The sequence below is a fragment of the Naumannella halotolerans genome (genome assembly GCF_004364645.1).
GTDB lineage: Bacteria > Actinomycetota > Actinomycetes > Propionibacteriales > Propionibacteriaceae > Naumannella > Naumannella halotolerans.
This window is the reverse complement of sequence record NZ_SOAW01000001.1, coordinates 1,358,282-1,377,417: the sequence shown is the minus strand read 5'-3', so window position 1 is coordinate 1,377,417 and position 19,136 is coordinate 1,358,282. Positions and strand designations below refer to the sequence as shown.

Annotated in this window: 24 protein-coding genes and 1 pseudogene; 23 read left to right on the top strand and 2 right to left on the bottom strand. The window is 67.5% G+C overall.

Features of this window, described 5'->3' with window-relative positions; genetic code table 11:
• The first annotated feature begins 2 nt into the window (after positions 1 to 2).
• A complete protein-coding gene (gene rraA, locus CLV29_RS06380) occupies positions 3 to 470 on the top strand; it encodes a ribonuclease E activity regulator RraA (RefSeq protein WP_133754133.1) in 468 nt (155 codons plus the stop codon).
• Between the two features lie 338 nt (positions 471 to 808).
• On the top strand, positions 809 to 1,531 hold the full coding sequence (locus tag CLV29_RS06375) for a LysE family translocator (RefSeq protein WP_133754132.1): 723 nt from the start codon (positions 809 to 811) through the stop codon (positions 1,529 to 1,531).
• 33 nt (positions 1,532 to 1,564) lie between these two features.
• On the opposite strand, the gene CLV29_RS06370 is transcribed toward CLV29_RS06375, so the two are convergent.
• Positions 1,565 to 1,972, bottom strand: coding sequence for a PaaI family thioesterase (locus CLV29_RS06370; protein ID WP_133754131.1), 408 nt, complete (start codon positions 1,970 to 1,972; stop codon positions 1,565 to 1,567).
• 100 nt (positions 1,973 to 2,072) lie between these two features.
• Between CLV29_RS06370 and CLV29_RS06365 the strand changes: the two genes are divergently transcribed.
• The 17 genes from CLV29_RS06365 (at position 2,073) to CLV29_RS06285 (ending at position 15,683) form a co-directional block, all read left to right on the top strand.
• Positions 2,073 to 2,933, top strand: a complete 861-nt coding sequence (locus CLV29_RS06365) for a hypothetical protein (protein WP_133754130.1) — start codon at positions 2,073 to 2,075, stop codon at positions 2,931 to 2,933.
• Positions 2,934 to 3,075: 142 nt separating this feature from the next.
• Positions 3,076 to 3,288 carry a 50S ribosomal protein L31 gene (gene rpmE / locus CLV29_RS06360; RefSeq protein WP_133754129.1) on the top strand — a complete coding sequence of 71 codons (213 nt, stop codon included), beginning with the start codon at positions 3,076 to 3,078 and terminating at the stop codon, positions 3,286 to 3,288.
• Positions 3,285 to 4,379, top strand: a complete 1,095-nt coding sequence (gene prfA / locus CLV29_RS06355; protein ID WP_133754128.1) for a peptide chain release factor 1 — start codon at positions 3,285 to 3,287, stop codon at positions 4,377 to 4,379. The genes rpmE and prfA overlap by 4 nt, the downstream gene beginning before the upstream one ends.
• Complete coding sequence (gene prmC, locus CLV29_RS06350) at positions 4,376 to 5,305, top strand: peptide chain release factor N(5)-glutamine methyltransferase (protein ID WP_243831766.1); 930 nt, start codon at positions 4,376 to 4,378, stop codon at positions 5,303 to 5,305. Before prfA ends, prmC begins: the two co-directional genes overlap by 4 nt.
• Positions 5,302 to 6,039: an L-threonylcarbamoyladenylate synthase gene (locus CLV29_RS06345; RefSeq protein ID WP_133754127.1), complete on the top strand. Its 738-nt coding sequence runs from the start codon at positions 5,302 to 5,304 to the stop codon at positions 6,037 to 6,039. Before prmC ends, CLV29_RS06345 begins: the two co-directional genes overlap by 4 nt.
• Positions 6,032 to 7,147, top strand: coding sequence for an MraY family glycosyltransferase (locus CLV29_RS06340; protein WP_133754126.1), 1,116 nt, complete (start codon positions 6,032 to 6,034; stop codon positions 7,145 to 7,147). The genes CLV29_RS06345 and CLV29_RS06340 overlap by 8 nt, the downstream gene beginning before the upstream one ends.
• A gap of 114 nt (positions 7,148 to 7,261) precedes the next feature.
• Positions 7,262 to 7,783, top strand: a complete 522-nt coding sequence (locus tag CLV29_RS06335; RefSeq protein ID WP_133754125.1) for a hypothetical protein — start codon at positions 7,262 to 7,264, stop codon at positions 7,781 to 7,783.
• Entirely contained in the window at positions 7,780 to 8,046 is a 267-nt protein-coding gene (locus tag CLV29_RS06330; RefSeq protein ID WP_133754124.1) for an AtpZ/AtpI family protein, read from the top strand. The genes CLV29_RS06335 and CLV29_RS06330 overlap by 4 nt, the downstream gene beginning before the upstream one ends.
• 55 nt (positions 8,047 to 8,101) lie before the next feature.
• Positions 8,102 to 8,938, top strand: coding sequence for a F0F1 ATP synthase subunit A (gene atpB / locus CLV29_RS06325; RefSeq protein ID WP_133755078.1), 837 nt, complete (start codon positions 8,102 to 8,104; stop codon positions 8,936 to 8,938).
• A 63-nt stretch (positions 8,939 to 9,001) separates the two neighbouring features.
• Positions 9,002 to 9,223 (top strand): ATP synthase F0 subunit C, encoded by a 222-nt coding sequence (locus CLV29_RS06320; RefSeq protein WP_133754123.1) that lies wholly within the window; start codon positions 9,002 to 9,004, stop codon positions 9,221 to 9,223.
• A gap of 26 nt (positions 9,224 to 9,249) precedes the next feature.
• Positions 9,250 to 9,777 (top strand): F0F1 ATP synthase subunit B, encoded by a 528-nt coding sequence (locus CLV29_RS06315; protein ID WP_133754122.1) that lies wholly within the window; start codon positions 9,250 to 9,252, stop codon positions 9,775 to 9,777.
• Complete coding sequence (locus CLV29_RS06310; protein WP_166649152.1) at positions 9,774 to 10,595, top strand: F0F1 ATP synthase subunit delta; 822 nt, start codon at positions 9,774 to 9,776, stop codon at positions 10,593 to 10,595. Before CLV29_RS06315 ends, CLV29_RS06310 begins: the two co-directional genes overlap by 4 nt.
• A gap of 37 nt (positions 10,596 to 10,632) precedes the next feature.
• A complete protein-coding gene (atpA, locus tag CLV29_RS06305; protein WP_133754120.1) occupies positions 10,633 to 12,273 on the top strand; it encodes a F0F1 ATP synthase subunit alpha in 1,641 nt (546 codons plus the stop codon).
• Positions 12,274 to 12,354: 81 nt separating this feature from the next.
• Positions 12,355 to 13,260 (top strand): F0F1 ATP synthase subunit gamma, encoded by a 906-nt coding sequence (locus CLV29_RS06300; protein ID WP_133754119.1) that lies wholly within the window; start codon positions 12,355 to 12,357, stop codon positions 13,258 to 13,260.
• A 7-nt stretch (positions 13,261 to 13,267) separates the two neighbouring features.
• On the top strand, positions 13,268 to 14,719 hold the full coding sequence (atpD, locus tag CLV29_RS06295) for a F0F1 ATP synthase subunit beta (protein ID WP_133754118.1): 1,452 nt from the start codon (positions 13,268 to 13,270) through the stop codon (positions 14,717 to 14,719).
• Positions 14,719 to 15,129: a F0F1 ATP synthase subunit epsilon gene (locus CLV29_RS06290; RefSeq protein ID WP_133754117.1), complete on the top strand. Its 411-nt coding sequence runs from the start codon at positions 14,719 to 14,721 to the stop codon at positions 15,127 to 15,129. The genes atpD and CLV29_RS06290 overlap by 1 nt, the downstream gene beginning before the upstream one ends.
• A 113-nt stretch (positions 15,130 to 15,242) precedes the next feature.
• Entirely contained in the window at positions 15,243 to 15,683 is a 441-nt protein-coding gene (locus CLV29_RS06285) for a DUF2550 domain-containing protein (RefSeq protein ID WP_133754116.1), read from the top strand.
• Between the two features lie 84 nt (positions 15,684 to 15,767).
• On the opposite strand, the gene CLV29_RS06280 is transcribed toward CLV29_RS06285, so the two are convergent.
• Positions 15,768 to 16,433, bottom strand: a complete 666-nt coding sequence (locus CLV29_RS06280) for a cob(I)yrinic acid a,c-diamide adenosyltransferase (RefSeq protein WP_208292781.1) — start codon at positions 16,431 to 16,433, stop codon at positions 15,768 to 15,770.
• Between the two features lie 104 nt (positions 16,434 to 16,537).
• Between CLV29_RS06280 and CLV29_RS06275 the strand changes: the two genes are divergently transcribed.
• The 4 genes and pseudogenes from CLV29_RS06275 to CLV29_RS17120 form a co-directional block, all read left to right on the top strand.
• On the top strand, positions 16,538 to 17,245 hold the full coding sequence (locus CLV29_RS06275) for a peptidylprolyl isomerase (RefSeq protein WP_243831765.1): 708 nt from the start codon (positions 16,538 to 16,540) through the stop codon (positions 17,243 to 17,245).
• 14 nt (positions 17,246 to 17,259) lie between these two features.
• On the top strand, positions 17,260 to 17,568 hold the full coding sequence (locus CLV29_RS06270) for an iron chelate uptake ABC transporter family permease subunit (protein WP_133754113.1): 309 nt from the start codon (positions 17,260 to 17,262) through the stop codon (positions 17,566 to 17,568).
• Positions 17,565 to 18,674 carry a FecCD family ABC transporter permease gene (locus CLV29_RS06265; RefSeq protein ID WP_243831763.1) on the top strand — a complete coding sequence of 370 codons (1,110 nt, stop codon included), beginning with the start codon at positions 17,565 to 17,567 and terminating at the stop codon, positions 18,672 to 18,674. The genes CLV29_RS06270 and CLV29_RS06265 overlap by 4 nt, the downstream gene beginning before the upstream one ends.
• Positions 18,671 to 19,111: pseudogene (locus CLV29_RS17120) on the top strand (ABC transporter ATP-binding protein); the annotation flags it as partial. The gene CLV29_RS06265 and the pseudogene CLV29_RS17120, both read left to right, overlap by 4 nt.
• Positions 19,112 to 19,136: the final 25 nt, after the last annotated feature.

Here is a 19,136-nt window from a genome sequence, read left to right as displayed (position 1 = left end):
TCATGGTTGCCACCGCCGATCTGTGGGACGAGCGCGGCGATTCACTTGCCAGCGTCTCGATTCAGCTCCGCGATCTCGGTGGCAAGATCGACTTCGACGGACAGGTACGCACGATCCGCTGCCATCGGGACAACGCCTTGATCAAGCAGATCCTGGCCACACCCGGTGACGGGGCAGTGCTGGTGGTCGACGGCGGTGGTTCGCTGGAGAGTGCACTGGTCGGTGATCTGATCGGTGCCTCCGCGGTGCGCAACGACTGGTCCGGGGTGATCATCAACGGTGCCGTCCGGGACAGCGTCGAGCTGGGCAAGTTGGATCTGGGAGTGAAGGCCCTGGGGACCAATCCCCGGAAGTCGGCCAAGGACGGTGCAGGCGAGGTGGATGTCGAGATCACGATCGGCGATGTCGTCTTCACCCCCGGCGCCCATGTCTGGGCCGATGCCGACGGGATCGTCGTCGGCGAGTCCTGACCGGTGGCCGGTGTTGCCCCACCGAGTACGAATGCCACCCGAACCGATCCGGTCCGGGTGGCATTCGTCTGTCCCGCCGACATCACCGCGGTCGGTGAACATCAACTTCTCCTTCGGGTCGTGACCGCCGACGGCATCGGCCGATTGGGCTGTAACGCCGGGATTCCACCTTTGTGACGTGCGGGTGATCACGGCCCGGCACTGGCGCCTGGTTGCCCACCTCCCTGCAGCGGGCCGGCGACCTCGACTCGGAGCGGCCGTCCGGACCTCGCCCGGGCCCGGCCGACGCATCGTGGACCCCTCGCAGGGAGGCGGGGGACGGCTGAGACCATTCGATCATGGAGTGGGCGTCATTGGGGATCTTCCTCTCGGTGGTGATCGTGCTGGTGCTGGCACCGGGCCCGGACACCGCGGTGGTGCTGAAGCAGGCGATGGTCCACGGGCCAAGACCGGGGCTGTGGACCGTGGCCGGGGTCAGCTTGGCGAACCTGACCCAGGGACTGGTCGCAGCGGCCGGTCTGGGCGCGTTGATCGTCACCATCGACCCGCTGTTCTGGACGATCAAGTACGTCGGTGCGGCGTACCTGGTGGTACTCGGTGCACTGTCGATCCGGGCCGCGATCCGCGGCCGGTACGCACCACTCGCCGCGACCGATCCGGCAGCCGTGGTAACGGGTCCGGCGGATGACGTACCGAGCGACCCGGTCGGTACGACAGGTGGCACGGTGACCGACGATCGGCGCACCCGGCGTCGGTTGCGTGCCGGTGGCAGTCGCAGCAGCTTCCTGCAGGGCGCACTGAGCAATCTGACCAACCCGAAGGTGTTGATCTTCTACCTGGCGATCCTGCCGCAGTTCCTGACCCCCGGGCAGGGCGTGCTGGCACTGGTGTTCTATGCCACCGCGACCACCGTGCTTGGGACGATCTACCAGGCATTGCTGGTGCTCGGTGCGCATGCCGCCCGCCGGTTCCTCACCCGCCGGCGAGTGCGTCGAGCCTTCGATGCGGTGACCGGTTCGGTCCTGGTCGCCTTCGGCCTGGCGGTGGCGCTCGAACATTGAGCCGCCCGTCGGTCGGTCAGCTCGGCCGATCGGTCAGCTCGGCCGGTCGATCACAGCCAGCCGGACCTGGCCGCGGGCCAGTTCCTTGCTGTTCGCGTCATTGGTGATCACGACCTGCCACAACTGCTGCGTGCGGCCCTGGAAGAGCGGCTCGCCCACCACCGTCGCCCGGGCCTCGGAGACCGCGCGGAGGAAGTCGGTCGCATTGTGCACGCCGACCACGACCTTGCCCTGATCGGCGACGGCGGTGAAGGCACCGGTGCTGGCCACGGTCTCGATGATCGCGCAGTACACCCCGCCGTGCACGATGCCATGGGGCTGGTGCTGGCGTGGGCCCAGCTCGGCGTACCCGGTGACCTTTGTCGCGGTGATCTCGGTCATCACCAGACCGGTGGCCCGCATGAACTCGCTCTCGATGACCTCGTCGTCCTGTGTGCTCATGCGCACACCGTAGACCTGCAACACAGGCCTCGGGCAGTGGGGCGAACCTGCGCCACTGTGCGTCGTGACCGATGAGCCCCGGATCTGCGATCCTCGGGCAATGGAACCGTTCACCCGGCGTCACGTGTTCCGACTCGGTGCACTGACCGGCGCCGCCGCGTTGCTGTCGGGTTGTGCCGACACCGGAGCCGAACCGGTAACCCCGGCCACCTCCAGCGGGTCCGCGAGCACCCAGGTGCCGGATCCCACCGACGCGATCCCGGTGCTGCAGGTGACCATCTCCTCCCCACCGGCCCCGCTGGAGGTGATCGCCGCCGGCACCGTCCCGGTGCTCACCGTGTTCGACGACGGCCTCGTTGTCACCAAGGTCGCCGAACGCAGCCTCGGTGCCGTACCGGCCCAGTTGCAGCAGGTCCGCCGAGAACCGGCCGAGGTGAGCGATTACCTGCAGCGACTCGCCGACTCCGGTCTGCTCTCCGGGGTCGACTACGGAGAGCCGTCGATCACCGATCAGTCCTCGACCGAGATCGCGTTCAACCTTCCCGGCAGCACCGGCGGACTGAGCATCTACGCCTTCGGCGACGGTGACGCACTGCTCGACGGTGAACCGGCCGAACACCGCAGACAGCTGCGGGAATTCCTCGACGAGGCCCACGACTGGGTCCGCACCGGCAGCCCCGAACCGTTCGAGCCCGATGCGGCCGTGGTGCGGGGGACACCGGCGGAGGAGTCGGGTACGGGGGAGTCGGACGACGCGGTGCAGTGGCCCGGTGAGGATCCCGCCGAGCTGCTGCGGATCCCGACCGGTACGCGCTCGTGCGGATCGGTCGGTGGTGAACAGGCACGTACCCTGCTGGCAGCGGCCCGGGACAATCCGACGGCCCTGTGGCGTCACCAGGACGAGCTCTGGCATCTGGTGGTCCAGCCGATGGTTCCGGGGCAGGCGATCTGCGGCTTCTGAACCGTCGCTCGGGCCCGGTTGTCCAGGGAATAATCGCCGTCGGATTTGGTTGAAAGGGATGCGTACGGCAAAATCGTGCGTCGGTCCGGTTCACGCCTCTCCAGATCGGCGACCCGGACATATCGAATCGAGGAGACCAAGAATGAAGCAGGGAATTCATCCCGAGTACGTGGAGACCCAGGTCAGCTGCACCTGTGGCAACACCTTCACCACCCACAGCACCAAGACCGACGGCGTGATCCGCGCCGAGGTCTGCTCCGCCTGCCACCCGTTCTACACCGGCAAGCAGAAGATCCTTGACACCGGTGGCCGCGTCGCCCGGTTCCAGAAGCGGTACGCCAAGAAGCAGTCCTGACGACACCGCCCTCGGCTGCCGGTACCTCCGACGGGGTCTTCGATCCCGGCCCGGTACGGGCGGAATTCGCCGAGCTGGAAGTCGCCCTGGCCGATCCGGCCACCCACGCCGATCCGGCGCGGGTGCGCCGGATCGGCCGTCGTCATGCCGAACTGCAACCGCTGATCAAGGCCTTCGACGACCGCGAGAAGTTGCTGGCCGATCAGCGGGCGGCGACCGAACTGGCCGCCGAGGACCCCTCGTTCGCCGACGAGGTCGACGAACTGTCCCAGAAGCTGGAGCGCAACACCGAGAAGCTGACCCGGCTGCTCGCACCGCGTGACCCCAACGATGCCGCCGACGCCCTGATCGAGATCAAGTCCGGTGAGGGCGGCGAGGAATCCGCGCTGTTCGCCGGCGACCTGCTGCGGATGTACACCCGCTATGCCGAGTCCCGCGGCTGGAAGGTCGAGGTGCTCGACTCCCAGGAGACCGATCTCGGCGGGTATCGCTCGGTCACCGTGGCGATCAAGGGCGGCAGCGGAGCAGGGGAGCAGCCCTTCGGTGTGCTCAAGTTCGAAGGCGGTGTGCACCGGGTCCAGCGGGTACCGGTGACCGAGACCCAGGGGCGGGTGCACACCAGCGCCGCCGGCGTCCTGGTGATGCCGGAGGTGGAGGCCGATGAGGTCGACATCGACCCCGCCGATCTGCGGATCGACGTCTTCCGCTCCTCCGGTCCCGGCGGTCAGGGTGTGAACACCACCGATTCGGCGGTCCGGATCACCCATCTGCCGACCGGGATCGTCGTCTCCTGCCAGAACGAGCGCTCCCAGCTGCAGAACCGGGAGCAGGCGATGCGGATGCTCCGGGCGCGGCTGGTCGCCCGGGCCGAGGAGGAGGCGGCAGCCGCAGCCTCCGATGCACGGCGCTCGCAGGTACGTACCGTCGACCGGTCCGAGCGCATCCGTACCTACAACTTCGGGGAGAACCGGATCGCCGATCACCGGATCGGGTTCAAGGCCTACAACATGGACGCGGTGCTGAACGGCGAGCTGGGCGCGGTGCTGACCGCGCTCGCCGAGGCCGACCTGGCGGCCCGGCTGGGGCGATGAGCACCGAACCGATGCCGGTCGCCGACCACGGCGACAGATCGATCGCGGTAGTCCTGCGGCGTACCGGTCGGCTGCTCACCGACGGGGGATCGCCGAGCCCGGCCGCCGAGGCGCGGACCCTCCTGGCGCATGTGCTGGGTGTCGAACTCGGTGCCCTGGTGCTGGCCCCACCACTGCAGGCCGCCCAGCTCGAGGCGCTCACCGCACTGGTGAGGCGTCGGATCGCCGGTGAACCCCTGCAGCACCTGACCGGAGAGGCCTGGTTCCGGACCGTCCGGCTGGAAGTCGGCCCGGGTGTGTTCACACCACGTCCGGAGACCGAGGTGATGACCGGATGGGCCGTGGACTGGCTGCGCCATCGGATCGCCGACGGGGTCGCCGCACCGGTGGTGGTCGAACTCGGCGCCGGTTCGGGTGCGATCTCGGCGGCCGTCAGCGCCGAGGTCCCGGCCGCCCTGGTACATGCGGTGGAGCTGTCGGAGGACGCACTGGCCTGGGCCTCGAAGAACCTCTCCCGCCACGGGGTCGACCTGCGCCACGGCGACCTCGCCGATGCCTTCCCCGACCTGGATCGGACGGTCGACCTGGTGATCAGCAACCCGCCCTACATCCCGCTGGAGCACTGGGACGGCGTGGCCGAGGAGGTACGCACCCACGAACCGCACCTGGCGCTGTTCTCCGGTCCGGACGGATTGACCGCGATGCGACAGGTCGCAGCCACCGCGCATCGCCTGTTGCGGGTCGACGGGCCGGCTGGCCGCGGGGGAGTGGTCGCCGCCGAACATGCCGAGGTGCAGGCCGACAGCGCGCCGGCGGTGTTCATCGATCACGGCGGTTTCGTCGCCGTGGCCGACCATCGTGACCTGACCGGCAGGCCGCGGTTCGTCACGGCGCAGCGGTCGGATTCTGGCAGGATGGAACGGTGAGCAGCACGGACCGGCCGGGAGTCCCGGGAGACCCGGCACCCAGCCGGATCCTGCCCACCGACGATGTCGGCGAGGCGGCGGCCCGGGCACGCCGACTGATCGTGGCCGGCAAATGTGTGGTGCTGCCCACCGACACCGTCTACGGGATCGCCGCCGATGCCTTCGACGCCGAGGCCGTCCAGCGCCTGCTGGATGCCAAGGGCCGCGGTCGGGACATGCCGCCGCCGGTACTGGTGGCCGATCCCGAGGTGGCGATGGCCCTGGCCTCCGATGTGCCGCCGGCTGCCCGGGAACTGATGGAGCGTTTCTGGCCCGGGCCGTTGACCCTGGTACTGACCGCCCAGCGAAGCCTCCGCCTCGACCTGGGCGATGCCGACGGTACCGTCGCGATCCGGATCCCCGATCACGAGATCGCCCGGGCGGTGCTGCGGGTGACCGGCCCGCTCGCCGTGAGCAGCGCGAACAAGACCGGTCAGCCCGCTGCCCGTACCGCCCAGGAGGCCGAGCTGCAGCTCGGGCTGTCGGTCGCCGGCTATCTCGACGCCGGCCGCAGCAGTGACGGCCCTTCCTCGACGATCGTCGACTTCGTCTCCACCCCCGACGGTGCCTTGCTGCGGGTCGGCGGCATCGGTGTGGAGGAATTGCGGGAAGTCCTGCCCGCGCTGCACGTACCGCCGGAGCTGGCCCAGCCCGAGGGGACCGAGTCGGCAAAGGGTCGCCCGAACGATGCGTGAGTACCTGCTGGTCTTCCTGATCGCCGCGACGGTGACCTATCTCGGCAGTGGGCTGTGCCGACGGATCGCGGTCCGGGCCGGCGCCGTGGCCCAGGTCCGCGAGCGGGACATGCACACCGTGCCGATCCCGTACCTCGGCGGGCTGGCGATGTTCTTCGGGGTGGCCGCGGCCTTCGTCGTGGCGGTGAACCTGCCGTTCCTCGGCCGACTCGAACTGGTCCGCCACGATGCCTGGGCGGTGCTCGCCGCAGCCGGGGTGATCTGTGCGGTCGGGGTGCTGGACGACCTCTTCGAACTGAATGCGCTGGCCAAACTCGCCGGTCAGATCCTGGCCGCCGGGCTGGTGGTCGCACTCGGCGTGAAGATGTTGTGGATCCCGCTGCCCGATCGCATCTTCACCCTCAACGATGCCTCCTCGATCGCCATCACGGTCTTCTTCATCGTGCTCTGCACCAATGCGGTGAACTACGTCGACGGCCTCGACGGGCTGGCCGCAGGGGTGATCGCCATCGGTGCCCTGGCCTTCTTCTCCTACGCCTACTGGCTGACCTGGGACCAGGACATCTTCCGGGCCACCACCGCCAGCCTGATCACCGTCGCCGCAGCGGGTGCCTGTATCGGCTTCCTGCCGCACAACTTCACCCCTGCGCGAATGTTCATGGGCGACTCGGGATCGATGCTGTTGGGACTGCTGCTGGCCACCTCGGCGATCAGCCTCACCGGTCAGATCGACTCCACCCGGTTGGTCGACAGCGGTGCCGAACGGGCCGGTGGGCTGTTGCCGGCGTACCTGCCGCTGATCCTGCCGATCGCGGCACTGGCCCTGCCCATCCTGGACTTCAGCCTGGCCTTCGTCCGCCGGACCATCCGCGGTCACTGGTGGTGGGTGGCCGACAAACAGCATCTGCACCACCAATTGGTCGCCCGGGGGCACAGCCATCGCAATGCGGTGCTGCTGATGTACGTGTGGGCGGCCATCATCTCCTTCGGCACGATCGCCATCGGGATGACCGGGCAGTGGACCACCTTGATCCTGCTGGCCGTACTGATCTTGATCATCGCCCGGCTGACCATCGGGCCGCTGCGCCGCAGCCGGCCCGCCGGTTAGACGTCGTGGCTGGTTACCGACGAGTTCGACGCTGTGTAGTAGGTTGTGCTAGCTTTCACAAGCAGTCGTCGCATTGCGGACGACGCCGCCCGATCCGAATGAGAATTGCTACCGATGACCTCTGAGGCCAGCCCGAAACCGGGGCCACCGGTGGACGCGTCGTTGCCCGGTCCGGTACAGGCGGGTGTGCTGATCAACCGGGCCCGCTCCCTGCTGGTCGGCGGCATCATCGGTCTGCACCTGCTGGTCGTGCCGGCCGTGATCATCGCCGCCTTCGTCGGTGGCGCCCGCGTCGCCGTATCGGTCGCCCTGGGCGCCATGGTGTCGTTGATGTTCTACACCATCGGCCAGGCGGTGCAGATCCGCTTCGCCGCCGCACCCGCGCGGCAGCTCTTCGCCGCCTCGATGGCCTCCTTCGGTGCTCGGGCGGCACTGTTGGCGCTGCTGCTGACCGGGTGGGCGAATCTGGGTGTCGACACGCAGTCCCGGTTGTCCACCGTCGGCCTCTGCATCGGGGTCGGTGCAGGTGTGCTCGGATGGCTGATCGGAATGGCCCGGGCGTACGCGAAATTGCGGATTCCGGTCTACGACGAACCCGAGCCCGAGCCCGTTCGGACGAGTGAGGAGGCGATATGACCAAAGCTGACCGGACTGCTAGAGTCCGTGCCGCCGAGACCTCCTCGCGAACCCCGTCGGACAAGCAACTGGATGCCCAGGGCATGAACGAGGGAATGCGGGTGCTGGCGTACCTGATCTCGGGTCCGCTCTGCTACGGCGGGATCGGCTGGCTGGCCGACCGATTCATCGGGACCGAGTTCCTGGTGGGAATCGGAATGCTGGTCGGATGTGCCTTGTCCGTCTACATGATCATCAGACGATACGCGAGGTCGGAGCGATGACCGACGCGTGCAGAGAGGAGCCTTTGTGGGCGGCCTGATCTCCTTCGGCGGTGCAATGCCCACCGTCGGCGACGAGTGCAAGGAGACCATCGATCCGGCAACGGGTGTCCCCGAGTACCACGCACCGACGGTCGAGTGCGATTTCATGTTCACCGGCGGGTTCATCCCCGGGGTGGACTGGGTCGACAAGCCGCTGATCCAGGCACTGATCGCCTTCCTGCTGGTCGGTATCGTCTGGCTGCTCGCCTCGAACAAGCTGCGGGTGATTCCGAGCAAGGCACAGTTCGCAGCCGAGTACGCCTACAACTTCGTCCGCAACGGCATCGCCCGCGATGCTCTAGGACCCGATTACCGGGCCTACCTGCCGCTGTTGATGAGCCTGTTCTTCTTCCTGCTGCTCAGCAACGTCTTCGGCATCACCTTCTTGTTCATGTACCCGACGGCGGCGAGCATCGGCTATGCCTGGGGTCTGGCGCTGCTGGTCTTCGTCGTCTACAACGGTGCCGGAATCGCCCGGCACGGTGCGCGCTACTTCAAGAACAGCCTGATCCCGGCCGGTGTGCCGTGGCCGCTGCTGCCGATCATCATCCCGATCGAGTTCTTGTCGAACTTCATCATCCGCCCGTTGACGCTGGGCCTGCGACTGTTCGGCAACATGTTCGCCGGTCACATCGTGATCCTGGTCTTCACCGTCGGCGGTGGCTGGCTGCTGCTCTACGGTGCGCACGCCTCCAACCGCTGGGGGCTCGTCAACAACATCGCCGGTGGTGCCGCGCTGATCTTCTCCATGGCTCTGTTCGCCCTGGAGTTGCTGATCGCGGCCCTGCAGGCCTACGTGTTCACCGTCCTGTCCGCCCAGTACGTCGCCTCCTCGCTCGCCGAGGACCACTGACCACCTGTCCCAACAACCTCAAGACTTCAAGAAGAAGACAAGAGTTCTCGAAAGGAACCCAAGATGGAATACGCACTCCACGGCTCGCTGAACCTCATCGGCTACGGCTTGGCCGCCGTCGGCTCCGGTATCGGCGTGGGCCTGATCTTCTCCTCCGTGATCCAGGGCACCGCCCGTCAGCCCGAGGCCCGTGGTGCCATGATGGGTACCGCCTGGATCGGTTTCGCCGTGGTCGAGGCCCTGGCCATTCTGGCCCTGGCGTTCTCGTTCGTCCTCGGCAACTGATCGCCGTCGACATCCTCTGAGGGAAGATGCAGATCGATCTGGGGCCGTTGCTGCCCCACTACTGGACCGAAATCGTCGCCGCGATCGTCTTCACGGTGCTGCTGACGATCATCTTTGCCAAGGTGGTCGTGCCTCGTTTCGAGAGCATGTTCGCCGAGCGCCGAGACGAGATCGAAGGTGGTATCGAGCGCGCTGAGAAGGCCCAGAAGGAGGCCGAGGCGGCGCTGGCCGAGTACAAGGCCCAACTGGCCGATGCCCGCGAGGAGGCCGCCCGGATCCGTGAGGATGCCAAGAACCAGGGCGCCCAGATCATCACCGAGATGCGGGAGCAGGCCAATGCCGAGGCTGCCCGGATCAAGGAGTCGACCCAGGCGCAGCTGGCCGCCGAGCGCAAGCAGGTGATCGATCAGCTGCGTGCCGAGGTCGGCGGTCTGGCGACCTCGCTGGCAGGCAAGATCGTCGGCGAGTCGCTGGACGACGACGACCGGGCACGACGTACCGTCGACCGGTTCATCGCCGACCTGGAGAACCAAGAATCCGTGGAGCAGTCGTGACCGAACAGCCCGAACTGGATCTGGAGACCTCGACCGGTGGGGGAGACCTCGACCAGGTGGTCGACTCCGTCCTCGGTTCCGGCGATCCGGCCGTCATCTCCTCGGAGTTGTTCTCCGTGGTCGACGCACTGGACGCGAGTCCGGCCCTTCGGCGGGCACTGACCGATCCCGGTCTGCCGCCGCGGGCTCGCCGCGGTGTCGCCGAGCGGCTGCTCGCCGGTCAGCTCACCGACGCCACCATCACGGTGGTCGGTTCGGTGGCCGAGAAGCGCTGGTCGGCGATCTCCACCTTCGTCGCCGAACTGGAACGCCTGGGCGTACGGGCGCGACTGATCGGTGCCGAGCGTGAGGGTCGGCTCGACCGGGTGGAGGACGAACTCTTCCGCTTCGAGCGGGTGGTCGACGCCGATTCCGAACTCCGCAATGTCCTCGCTGACCGGACGGCCCCGGTCGAACGGCGGACCGAGCTGGTCGCCGACCTGCTGCGGGGCAAGGCCGATCCGGCGACGATCGCGCTGGCCGAACGTGCGGTACGGGCGCGCGAGCGCACCTTCACCCGGACCATGGAGCACTACCTGAACCAGACCGCTGCCCTGCGCAACCGGTCGATCGCCACCGTGCGGGTGGCCCGGCCGTTGGACGCCGAGCAGGAGGCCCGCCTGCGGGCGGCGTTGACCAAACAGGCCGGCCGGGCGATCTCCCTGCAGGTGATCGTCGACCCGACCGTGCTCGGCGGGGTCCGGGTCGAGGTCGGGGACCAGGTCATCGAGGGATCGGTGGCCTCCCGACTCGAAGCCGCCCGCCGCACCATCCGCTGACAAGCAGTCTTCGCAACGAGAGCAAGGAACCCAGGAGATGTCCGAACTCACCATCCGCCCGGAGGACATCCGGAGCGCACTGGACAGCTATGTCCGTGATTTCACCCCCGACACCGCCGCCACCGAGGAGGTCGGCACGGTGCTCACCTCCGGCGACGGAATCGCCCGGGTCGAAGGCCTGCCGTCGGCAATGGCCAACGAGCTGCTGTACTTCGCCGACGGGACCATGGGCATCGCCCAGAACCTCGACGTCCGCGAGATCGGCGTCGTCGTCCTCGGCAACTCCGAGGGCATCGAGGAGGGTTCCCAGGTCAAGCGCACCGGCGAGATCCTCTCGGTCCCGGTCGGTGACGGATACTTGGGCCGGGTGGTCGACGCGATCGGCAACCCGATCGACGGTCTCGGTGAGATCGAGGGCCTCGACTCCCGTCGCGCGCTGGAACTGCAGGCCGCCGGCGTGATGGATCGCCAGGAGGTACGCCAGCCGCTGCAGACCGGGATCAAGGCGATCGACGCCATGACCCCGATCGGCCGTGGCCAGCGGCAGCTGATCATCGGTGACCGCAAGACCGGCAAGACCGCCATCGCCGTCGACACGATCATCAACCAGAAGTCGAACTGGGAATCCGGCGACCCGGACAAGCAGGTCCGCTGCATCTACGTCGCCGTCGGCCAGAAGGGCTCGACCGTCGCCGAGGTGCGCCGCACCCTGGAGGAGGCCGGCGCCCTGGAGTACACCACGATCGTGAACGCCCCGGCGTCCGATCCGGCCGGCTTCAAGTACCTGGCTCCCTACACCGGCTCGGCCATCGGCCAGCACTGGATGTACAACGGCAAGCACGTCCTGATCGTCTTCGACGACCTGACCAAGCAGGCCGAGGCGTACCGTGCGATGTCGCTGTTGCTGCGTCGTCCCCCGGGTCGTGAGGCCTACCCCGGTGACGTGTTCTACCTGCACTCCCGGCTGCTGGAGCGTTGCGCCAAGCTGAGCGACGAGCTCGGCGCCGGTTCGATGACCGGCCTGCCGATCATCGAGACCAAGGCCAACGACGTCTCTGCCTTCATCCCGACCAACGTCATCTCGATCACCGACGGTCAGATCTTCCTGCAGTCCGATCTGTTCAACGCCAACCAGCGTCCGGCGATCGACGTCGGCATCTCGGTCTCCCGAGTCGGTGGTGCGGCGCAGATCAAAGCGATGAAGAACGTCGCCGGTCCGCTGAAGGTGAACCTGGCGCAGTACCGCGACATGCAGGCCTTCGCCATGTTCGCCTCCGACCTGGACGCGACCTCGCGGCGGCAGCTGGATCGTGGCGCCCGGATGACCGAGTTGCTGAAGCAGCCGCAGTACGACCCGTTCCCGGTCGAGGACGAGGTGATCTCGATCTGGGCCGGCAACTCCGGACAGCTCGACGACGTACCGGTCGAGGATGTGCTGCGCTTCGTCGGCGACCTGCTCGACCACCTGAAGCACAACACCGATGTACTCAGTGTGATCCGCGAGACCGGCAAGTTCGACGACGACACCGCTTCGGCGGCCGAGAAGGCCGTCACCGAGGTGAAGCAGGGCTTCAAGACCTCGGAGGGCAAGCTGCTGGCCGGCGAGGAGCCCGAGTCGGAGGCCCTGGAGGGTGAGAATGTCGAGCAGCTGCAGATCAAGAAGCAGAAGCGGGGCTGATCGGATGGCTTCCAGCCCCTGCGCCGGACGGACCGCGGTGACGCGGTCCGCCTCCGGTACGAGTTGTGGAGCGGAGCGGTAATGGCATCGAGTTTGCGCGAACTCCGCAGCCGCAAGGCATCTGTGACCAACGTGCAGAAGATCACGCGGGCCATGGAGCTGGTTGCGGCCTCGCGGATCATCAAGGCTCGGCATGCTGCCCAGGCGGCGGCGCCGTACGCCCGGGAGCTGACCCGGGCTGTCTCGGCACTGGCCACCTACGCCCATGTCGACCACCCGTTCACCGTCGAGTCGGAGAATCCGACCCGGGCGGCGGTATTGCTGATCACCTCCGACCGTGGTCAGGCCGGTGCCTACTCCTCGAACGTGTTGCGGCTCGGGGAGCAGCTGACCGCCCGACTGCGCGATGAGGGCAAGGAGGTCGTGCCCTTCATCGCCGGTCGCAAGGGCAAGGCCTTCTACAAGTTCCGCAAGCGCGACGTGGCCGATTCCTGGGAGGGGTTCTCCGACTCCCCGCAGTACGCCGATGCGAGGCAGATCGCCGATGTCGTGCTGGAGGCGTTCCTCACCCCGACCGAAGAGGGTGGTGTGGACGAGATCCACATCGTCTACACCCAGTTCGTGTCGATGTTGACCCAGCGGCCGGAGGTGTTGCGACTGGTTCCGCTGGAGGTGGTCGAGGACGATGACGCCCCGAGCGACCAGGAGTTGCTGCCGCTCTACGACTTCGAGCCCGACGCCGAGACGGTGCTGGACGAGGTGCTCCCGCTGTACGTGCGGAGTCGCATCTTCTACTGCCTGCTGCAGGCCTCGGCATCGGAACTGGCTGCCCGGCAGCGGGCGATGAAGGCGGCAACGGACAACGCAGAGCAATTGATCGAGTCGCTGACCCGCGAGGCCAACCAGGCGCGTCAGGCATCGATCACCCAGGAAATCAGCGAGATTGTCGGTGGCGCGGGTGCGCTCGCCGACGCGAACAGCGAGTGAGGCGAGAATGACTGCGACAGTGACTGACTCCGAGACCACGAGCACGCCCGGCGTGGGCCGGGTGGCTCGGGTGATCGGCCCGGTGGTGGACGTCGAGTTCCCCGCCGACCAGATGCCCGACATCTACAACGCCGTGCAGGTCGACACCGAGGTGATGGGCGAGAAGCGCACCATGGTGATGGAGGTCGAGCTGCACATCGGTGACAACATGGTGCGCGCGATCGCCATGAAGCCCACCGACGGTATGCAGCGTGGGGCCGAGGTCCGCGACACCGGTGCGCCGATCAGCGTGCCGGTCGGCGAGATCGTCAAGGGCAAGGTGTGGAACGCCACCGGTGACGTGTTGAACGTCGATCCCAGCAGCTTCGAGGTGACCGAGCGCTGGCCGATCCATCGCCCGGCACCGAAGTTCGACGAGCTGGAGCCCAAGACCGAGATGCTGGAGACCGGCATCAAGGTGCTGGACCTGCTGACCCCGTACGTGAAGGGCGGCAAGATCGGTCTGTTCGGTGGCGCCGGTGTCGGCAAGACCGTGTTGATCCAGGAGATGATCTTCCGGATCGCGAACAACATGGGCGGTACCTCGGTCTTCGCCGGTGTGGGTGAGCGCACCCGTGAGGGCAACGACCTGATCTTCGAGATGGAAGAGGCCGGGGTGTTGAAGGACACCGCGCTGGTCTTCGGCCAGATGGACGAGCCGCCGGGCACCCGGCTGCGGGTCGCCCTGTCGGCACTGACCATGGCCGAGTACTTCCGCGACGTGCAGAACCAGGACGTGCTGCTGTTCATCGACAACATCTTCCGGTTCACCCAGGCCGGTTCGGAGGTCTCCACCCTGCTCGGCCGGATGCCGTCGGCGGTGGGTTACCAGCCGAACCTGGCCGATGAGATGGGTCAGCTGCAGGAGCGGATCACCTCCACCCGGGGTCACTCCATCACCTCCCTGCAGGCCATCTACGTGCCGGCCGACGACTACACCGACCCGGCCCCGGCGACCACCTTCGCCCACCTCGATGCGACCACCGAGCTCTCCCGCTCGATCGCCTCGCGTGGCCTCTACCCCGCGGTGGATCCGTTGACCTCCACCTCGCGGATCCTGGACGCCCAGTACGTCGGCCAGCAGCACTACGACGTGGCGACCGAGGTGAAGGGAATCCTTCAGCGGAACAAGGAACTGCAGGACATCATCGCCATCCTCGGTGTGGACGAACTGCCGGAGGAGGACAAGCTGATCGTCTCCCGCGCCCGGCGGATCCAGCAGTTCCTCAGCCAGAACACCTACACCGCGGAGAAGTTCACCAACGTGCCGGGATCCAACGTGCCGGTCGCCGAGACCGTCGAGGGCTTCAAGATGATCTGTGATGGCAAGGTGGACAACCTGCCCGAGCAGGCCTTCTTCAACACCGGCAACATGGACGACGTGGAGAAGCAGGCTGCTGAGCTCGAGAAGGAGAACTGATGGCCGAGGGTGCAGCACTGCACGTCGAGGTCGTCAGCGCCGACCACGTCGTATGGTCGGGGGAGGCCACGCTGGTGGTCGCCCGGACCGTCGAGGGTGACATCGGCATCATGGCCAACCACTCGCCGATGTTCTCGGTGATGGTGCCCAACGGTGTGGAGATCGTCAGCACCGACGGTGAGCGCATCGTGGTGGCCGTCGACGGAGGATTCGTCTCCGTCGCCGGTGGCCGGGTCTCGATCCTCAGCGAGTACGCCACCTTGGCCTCGGAGCTGTCGCTGCCCGATGCCGAGAAGCGTCTGCAGCGGGCCGCCTCGGCGTGGTCGGATGCCGACGACTCCGATGAGGACGCCCGCAAGGAGTTCGAGCGGGCCGAAGCCGAGGTGAAGGCTGCTCGGAAGGCGAGCTGATTCGACCCTCACACCGTGACTGCCCGCATCCGTCGAGGATGCGGGCAGTCGCCGTTTTCCGAATCGTTATCTGCCGACTTTGTGCCAGCCCGCCCCGCCGTTAAGTTTCTGCCATGTCTTGGGCAGGTCTGGTGGTGCTGCTCATCGTGTTGATGGTCGCCACCCCCGTGGTGGTGCTGGTCCTGCGTCGTCGCTGGCTCTCGCGCGACGGTGGGCTGTTCGAGTGCAGTGTGCGGATCGGTCCAGGCCGGTCCGGTTGGGCTCTCGGGGTGGCCCGGTACAGCGGAGAAGATCTGGAGTGTTTCCGGGTCTTCTCCTTTTCCTTCTGCCCGCGGGTACGGGTGCACCGCGGGCGGGCGGCGATAGTCGCGGTCCGCGATGCCGAGCCCGAGGAGCAGTCGGTGCTCTTCGCCGGGCAGCGGGTGCTGCAGATCGTCGGTGCCGATTCGCCCGACTCCGGGCCCGTCGAACTGGCCATGGAGCCGGGCTCGCTCACCGGGTTGATGAGTTGGCTGGAGGCTGCTCCGCCCGGACTGGCCGACAGGGAGGTCTGAGCGGCCTTCACCTGGTCGGCGCCGAGCTGATCCGCGACGGCGCTCGCGCACTGCTACCGCTGGTGCACGAGGCTCTGCTGTCGCTCAGTCCGCCCGTTCGGGATCGTTCGGCTCGAGACCGGTCTGCTCGAGATCAGCCTGCTCGAGATCGGTGCGCTCGGCGCCGGGTTGCCACAGGGTCTCCTGGTCCGCCCCGTTGACCACGCGTACCAGCACGAACAGCAGGTCCGACAGGCGGTTCAGGTAGATCGCCGGCAGCGGGCTGATCCCGTTGCCCGGCCCGGAGTCGTCGGATCCCGAACCGTGTGCCTCGATCGCCGCCCAGACCGAGCGTTCGGCGCGGCGGACGATCGTCCTGGCCAGGTGGAGCTGGGCACCTACCGGTCGTCCCCCGGGAAGGATGAAGGAGCGCAGGACCGGGAGTCCGGCCCCGAACCGGTCGCACAGAGCCTCCAACCGTGCGACCGAGTCGGGGACGATCCGCAAAGCGGTCTCGGTATCGTCGTCGGCCAGGGGAGTGGCGAGATCGGCGCCGAGGTCGAACAGTTCATTCTGGATCAGCCCGAGCGCCCGTTCCACCTCGACCTCGAGTCCGCCGATGGCCAGGGCCAGGCCGATCGAGGCGTTCGCCTCGTCGACATCTCCGATCGCTCCCAGCCTGGGATCGGTCTTCGAGACCCGAGTGGAATCCACCAGCCCGGTGCTCCCGCCGTCCCCGGTGCGGGTGTAGATACGGCTGAGTACGACCACTGTGCAACCCCTGTCGGCCCGGCGGGACACCGCCGTGTCCACGATCGGCATCGTTCGCCCCGAGCCTAATCGGCCGACGGGGGTGCATGTGGCACGGTACTGCGGTGAGCAATTCGCAGATCGCGCCGTCCCGTTCGCACCGCACCTCGGTCCGGGTGGTGCCGCTGCTGGTACCGGCGGTGGCGCTGCTGGTGGCGACAGCTGGCTGTGCGCCGGACCGTGCCGCCGACGGCGAACCGACCGCGGCGGTCACCGCACGCTGTGACTACCGTGCCGACGGTTCGCCGGCGATCCCGGTCGATCCGCCGTCGCCGGAGGTGGATCCGGCCACTGCGCAGACCCGCTGGGTGGTGCAGACCAACCAGGGGGACGTACCGATCACCCTGGACTACGAACTCACCCCGTGCACCGCCAGTTCGTTCAGCTCCCTGGCCTCGCAGGGATACTTCGACGGCACCCGGTGCCACCGTCTGGTGGACACCGGGATCTTCATCCTGCAGTGCGGGGACCCCAGCGGCACCGGAATGGGCGGGCCGGGTTACACCTTCGACGACGAACTGACCGGTGTCGAGAGCTACCCGCCGGGCACGGTGGCGATGGCGAACTCGGGGGCGAACACCAACGGATCCCAGTTCTTCCTGGTCTGGGCCGACAGCCCGCTGCCTGCCGACTACACCGTCTTCGGCGAGATGGACTCCGCCGGACTCGAGGTGGTCAATCGGATCGCCGCCGAGGGACAGGACGGTTCTTCGGCCGACGGATCCGGACGTCCGAACAACTCCGCCGAGATCGTGGCGGTGACCCCGGGCTGATCGGCTGCGGGCCGATGTCGGGGTGTGACGGGAATCTCCGTCCCACCGCCCAGACGGGAGTTGTCATGGTGGTCAGGCACCTTAGGCGGTGGGCGTTCGTCGGTCTGATGATCCCGCACCTGGTCCGCTGGGCGGTCGGACCCGATCAGCGCTGGATCATGGCCTATTCGGTGCTCGCGGCACCGGTGATGGTACTGCTGGCCGACGTCCTCGGACGGGTCATTGCCTGGCCCAGCGAGATCGAGGTCGGTGTGCTGACGGCGGTGATCGGCGCCCCGGTGCGGATCGCCCTGGTGCGCCGGAAGGGGATGAGCGGACTGTGAGCATCCGGGCCGACCAACGCCAACCGAACACCGATGTCGACCCCAGCATCGACTTCGGCTACCGGACGACCGCCTTCCAGCTGCCGGGTTTCTCCTGGCGGGCCTCCTGGCGGCTGATCATGATCTCGGCATTGCTGTTCGTCGTGGCCAGCTGCATCGCCGTGGTGGGGCTGACCATCGGTGACTATCCGCTGAGCATCTCCGAGGTGGTCAACACCCTCGTCGGGGGCGGTTCCAAGTTCCAGCAGATGATCGTGCTCGAGTGGCGCGCACCGATCCTGCTGGGCGCGCTTGTCTTCGGCGGACTGCTCGGGATCGGCGGGGCGATCTTCCAGTCCCTGTCCCGCAACCCGCTCGGATCACCCGACATCATCGGTTTCGACGCCGGTTCCTACACCGCCGTGATCGTGATGATCCTGATCATCGGCAACCGGTCCTACTGGCCGATCGCCGGTGCTGCCATCGTCGGCGGTCTGCTGACCGCCTTCGTGGTCTACGTTCTGGCCTGTCGTCAGGGGATCCAGGGTTTCCGGTTGATCATCGTCGGCATCGGCGTCACCGCCATCCTCGGTTCGATCAACTCCTACCTGATCACCCGGGCGGCGATCGAGGGCGCCATGGCAGTCGGCTTCTGGAGTGCCGGCTCCTTGGCCCGGATCTCCTGGACCAGTCTGCTGCCCTCGATGATGATCGCGACCGTGGTGATCATCGCTGCCGCCGCCCTCGAGCCCGGTCTGCGTCGCCTCGAGCTGGGCGATGATGCAGCGGTCACCCTGGGCACTCGCGTCGGCGCCGTCCGGCTGGGGCTGATCGTGGTCGGTGTGGCCACCACCGCCCTGGTCACCGCCGCGGCCGGCCCGATCGGTTTCATCGCCCTGGTCGCCCCGCAGATCGCCCGTCGGCTGACGCACACACCGGGCACCAGTCTGCTCGCCGCGGCGGCGATGGGGTCACTGCTGCTGGTCGGGGCCCAGGTGCTGTCGCTGGTGCTCGGGATCCTCTACCGCCCGGTCCCGGCCGGGCTGATCACCGTCTGTGTGGGCGGTCTCTACCTGATCTGGTTGTTGGTCCGGGAAACCCGCCGACAGTACGGAGTGATGTCATGACCTCTCGACCCGAACTTCTCGACCCGCCGGTGCTGCAGGCCAGCGGGGTCACGATCGGTTACGACCGGGTCGTGATCAGCCGGGAGCTGGACGTGACGGTGCCGGACCGATCGTTCACCGCGATCATCGGCCCGAACGGCTGCGGGAAGTCGACCCTGTTGCGTGGTTTCGCCCTGGTGCTGCGTCCGGTGGCCGGTCAGATGCTGCTGCACGGCAAGGATCTGGCCGACCAGCGCCCCAAGGAGGTCGCACAGCGCCTGGGCCTGCTCCCGCAGAGTTCCCTGGCCCCGGACGGGATCCGGGTGGCCGACCTGGTGGCCCGGGGCCGGGCCCCGTACCAGAGCCTGATCCAGCAGTGGCGCCCGGAGGACCGCGAAGCGGTCGCGGCAGCGTTGCGCGCCACCCGGTTGACCGACCTGTCCGGGGCACTGGTCGACCAACTCTCCGGCGGTCAGCGCCAGC

Bases quoted from the DNA above. Each gene is read 5' to 3' on its own strand.
- rraA (WP_133754133.1), top strand. From the start codon at position 3: ATGGTTGCCACCGCCGATCTGTGGGACGAGCGCGGCGATTCACTTGCC.
- CLV29_RS06375 (WP_133754132.1), top strand. From the start codon at position 809: ATGGAGTGGGCGTCATTGGGGATCTTCCTCTCGGTGGTGATCGTGCTG.
- CLV29_RS06370 (WP_133754131.1), bottom strand. From the start codon at position 1,972: ATGAGCACACAGGACGACGAGGTCATCGAGAGCGAGTTCATGCGGGCC.
- CLV29_RS06365 (WP_133754130.1), top strand. From the start codon at position 2,073: ATGGAACCGTTCACCCGGCGTCACGTGTTCCGACTCGGTGCACTGACC.
- rpmE (WP_133754129.1), top strand. From the start codon at position 3,076: ATGAAGCAGGGAATTCATCCCGAGTACGTGGAGACCCAGGTCAGCTGC.
- prmC (WP_243831766.1), top strand. From the start codon at position 4,376: ATGAGCACCGAACCGATGCCGGTCGCCGACCACGGCGACAGATCGATC.
- CLV29_RS06340 (WP_133754126.1), top strand. From the start codon at position 6,032: ATGCGTGAGTACCTGCTGGTCTTCCTGATCGCCGCGACGGTGACCTAT.
- CLV29_RS06335 (WP_133754125.1), top strand. From the start codon at position 7,262: ATGACCTCTGAGGCCAGCCCGAAACCGGGGCCACCGGTGGACGCGTCG.
- CLV29_RS06330 (WP_133754124.1), top strand. From the start codon at position 7,780: ATGACCAAAGCTGACCGGACTGCTAGAGTCCGTGCCGCCGAGACCTCC.
- atpB (WP_133755078.1), top strand. From the start codon at position 8,102: ATGCCCACCGTCGGCGACGAGTGCAAGGAGACCATCGATCCGGCAACG.
- CLV29_RS06320 (WP_133754123.1), top strand. From the start codon at position 9,002: ATGGAATACGCACTCCACGGCTCGCTGAACCTCATCGGCTACGGCTTG.
- CLV29_RS06315 (WP_133754122.1), top strand. From the start codon at position 9,250: ATGCAGATCGATCTGGGGCCGTTGCTGCCCCACTACTGGACCGAAATC.
- atpA (WP_133754120.1), top strand. From the start codon at position 10,633: ATGTCCGAACTCACCATCCGCCCGGAGGACATCCGGAGCGCACTGGAC.
- CLV29_RS06300 (WP_133754119.1), top strand. From the start codon at position 12,355: ATGGCATCGAGTTTGCGCGAACTCCGCAGCCGCAAGGCATCTGTGACC.
- atpD (WP_133754118.1), top strand. From the start codon at position 13,268: ATGACTGCGACAGTGACTGACTCCGAGACCACGAGCACGCCCGGCGTG.
- CLV29_RS06290 (WP_133754117.1), top strand. From the start codon at position 14,719: ATGGCCGAGGGTGCAGCACTGCACGTCGAGGTCGTCAGCGCCGACCAC.
- CLV29_RS06285 (WP_133754116.1), top strand. From the start codon at position 15,243: ATGTCTTGGGCAGGTCTGGTGGTGCTGCTCATCGTGTTGATGGTCGCC.
- CLV29_RS06270 (WP_133754113.1), top strand. From the start codon at position 17,260: ATGTCGGGGTGTGACGGGAATCTCCGTCCCACCGCCCAGACGGGAGTT.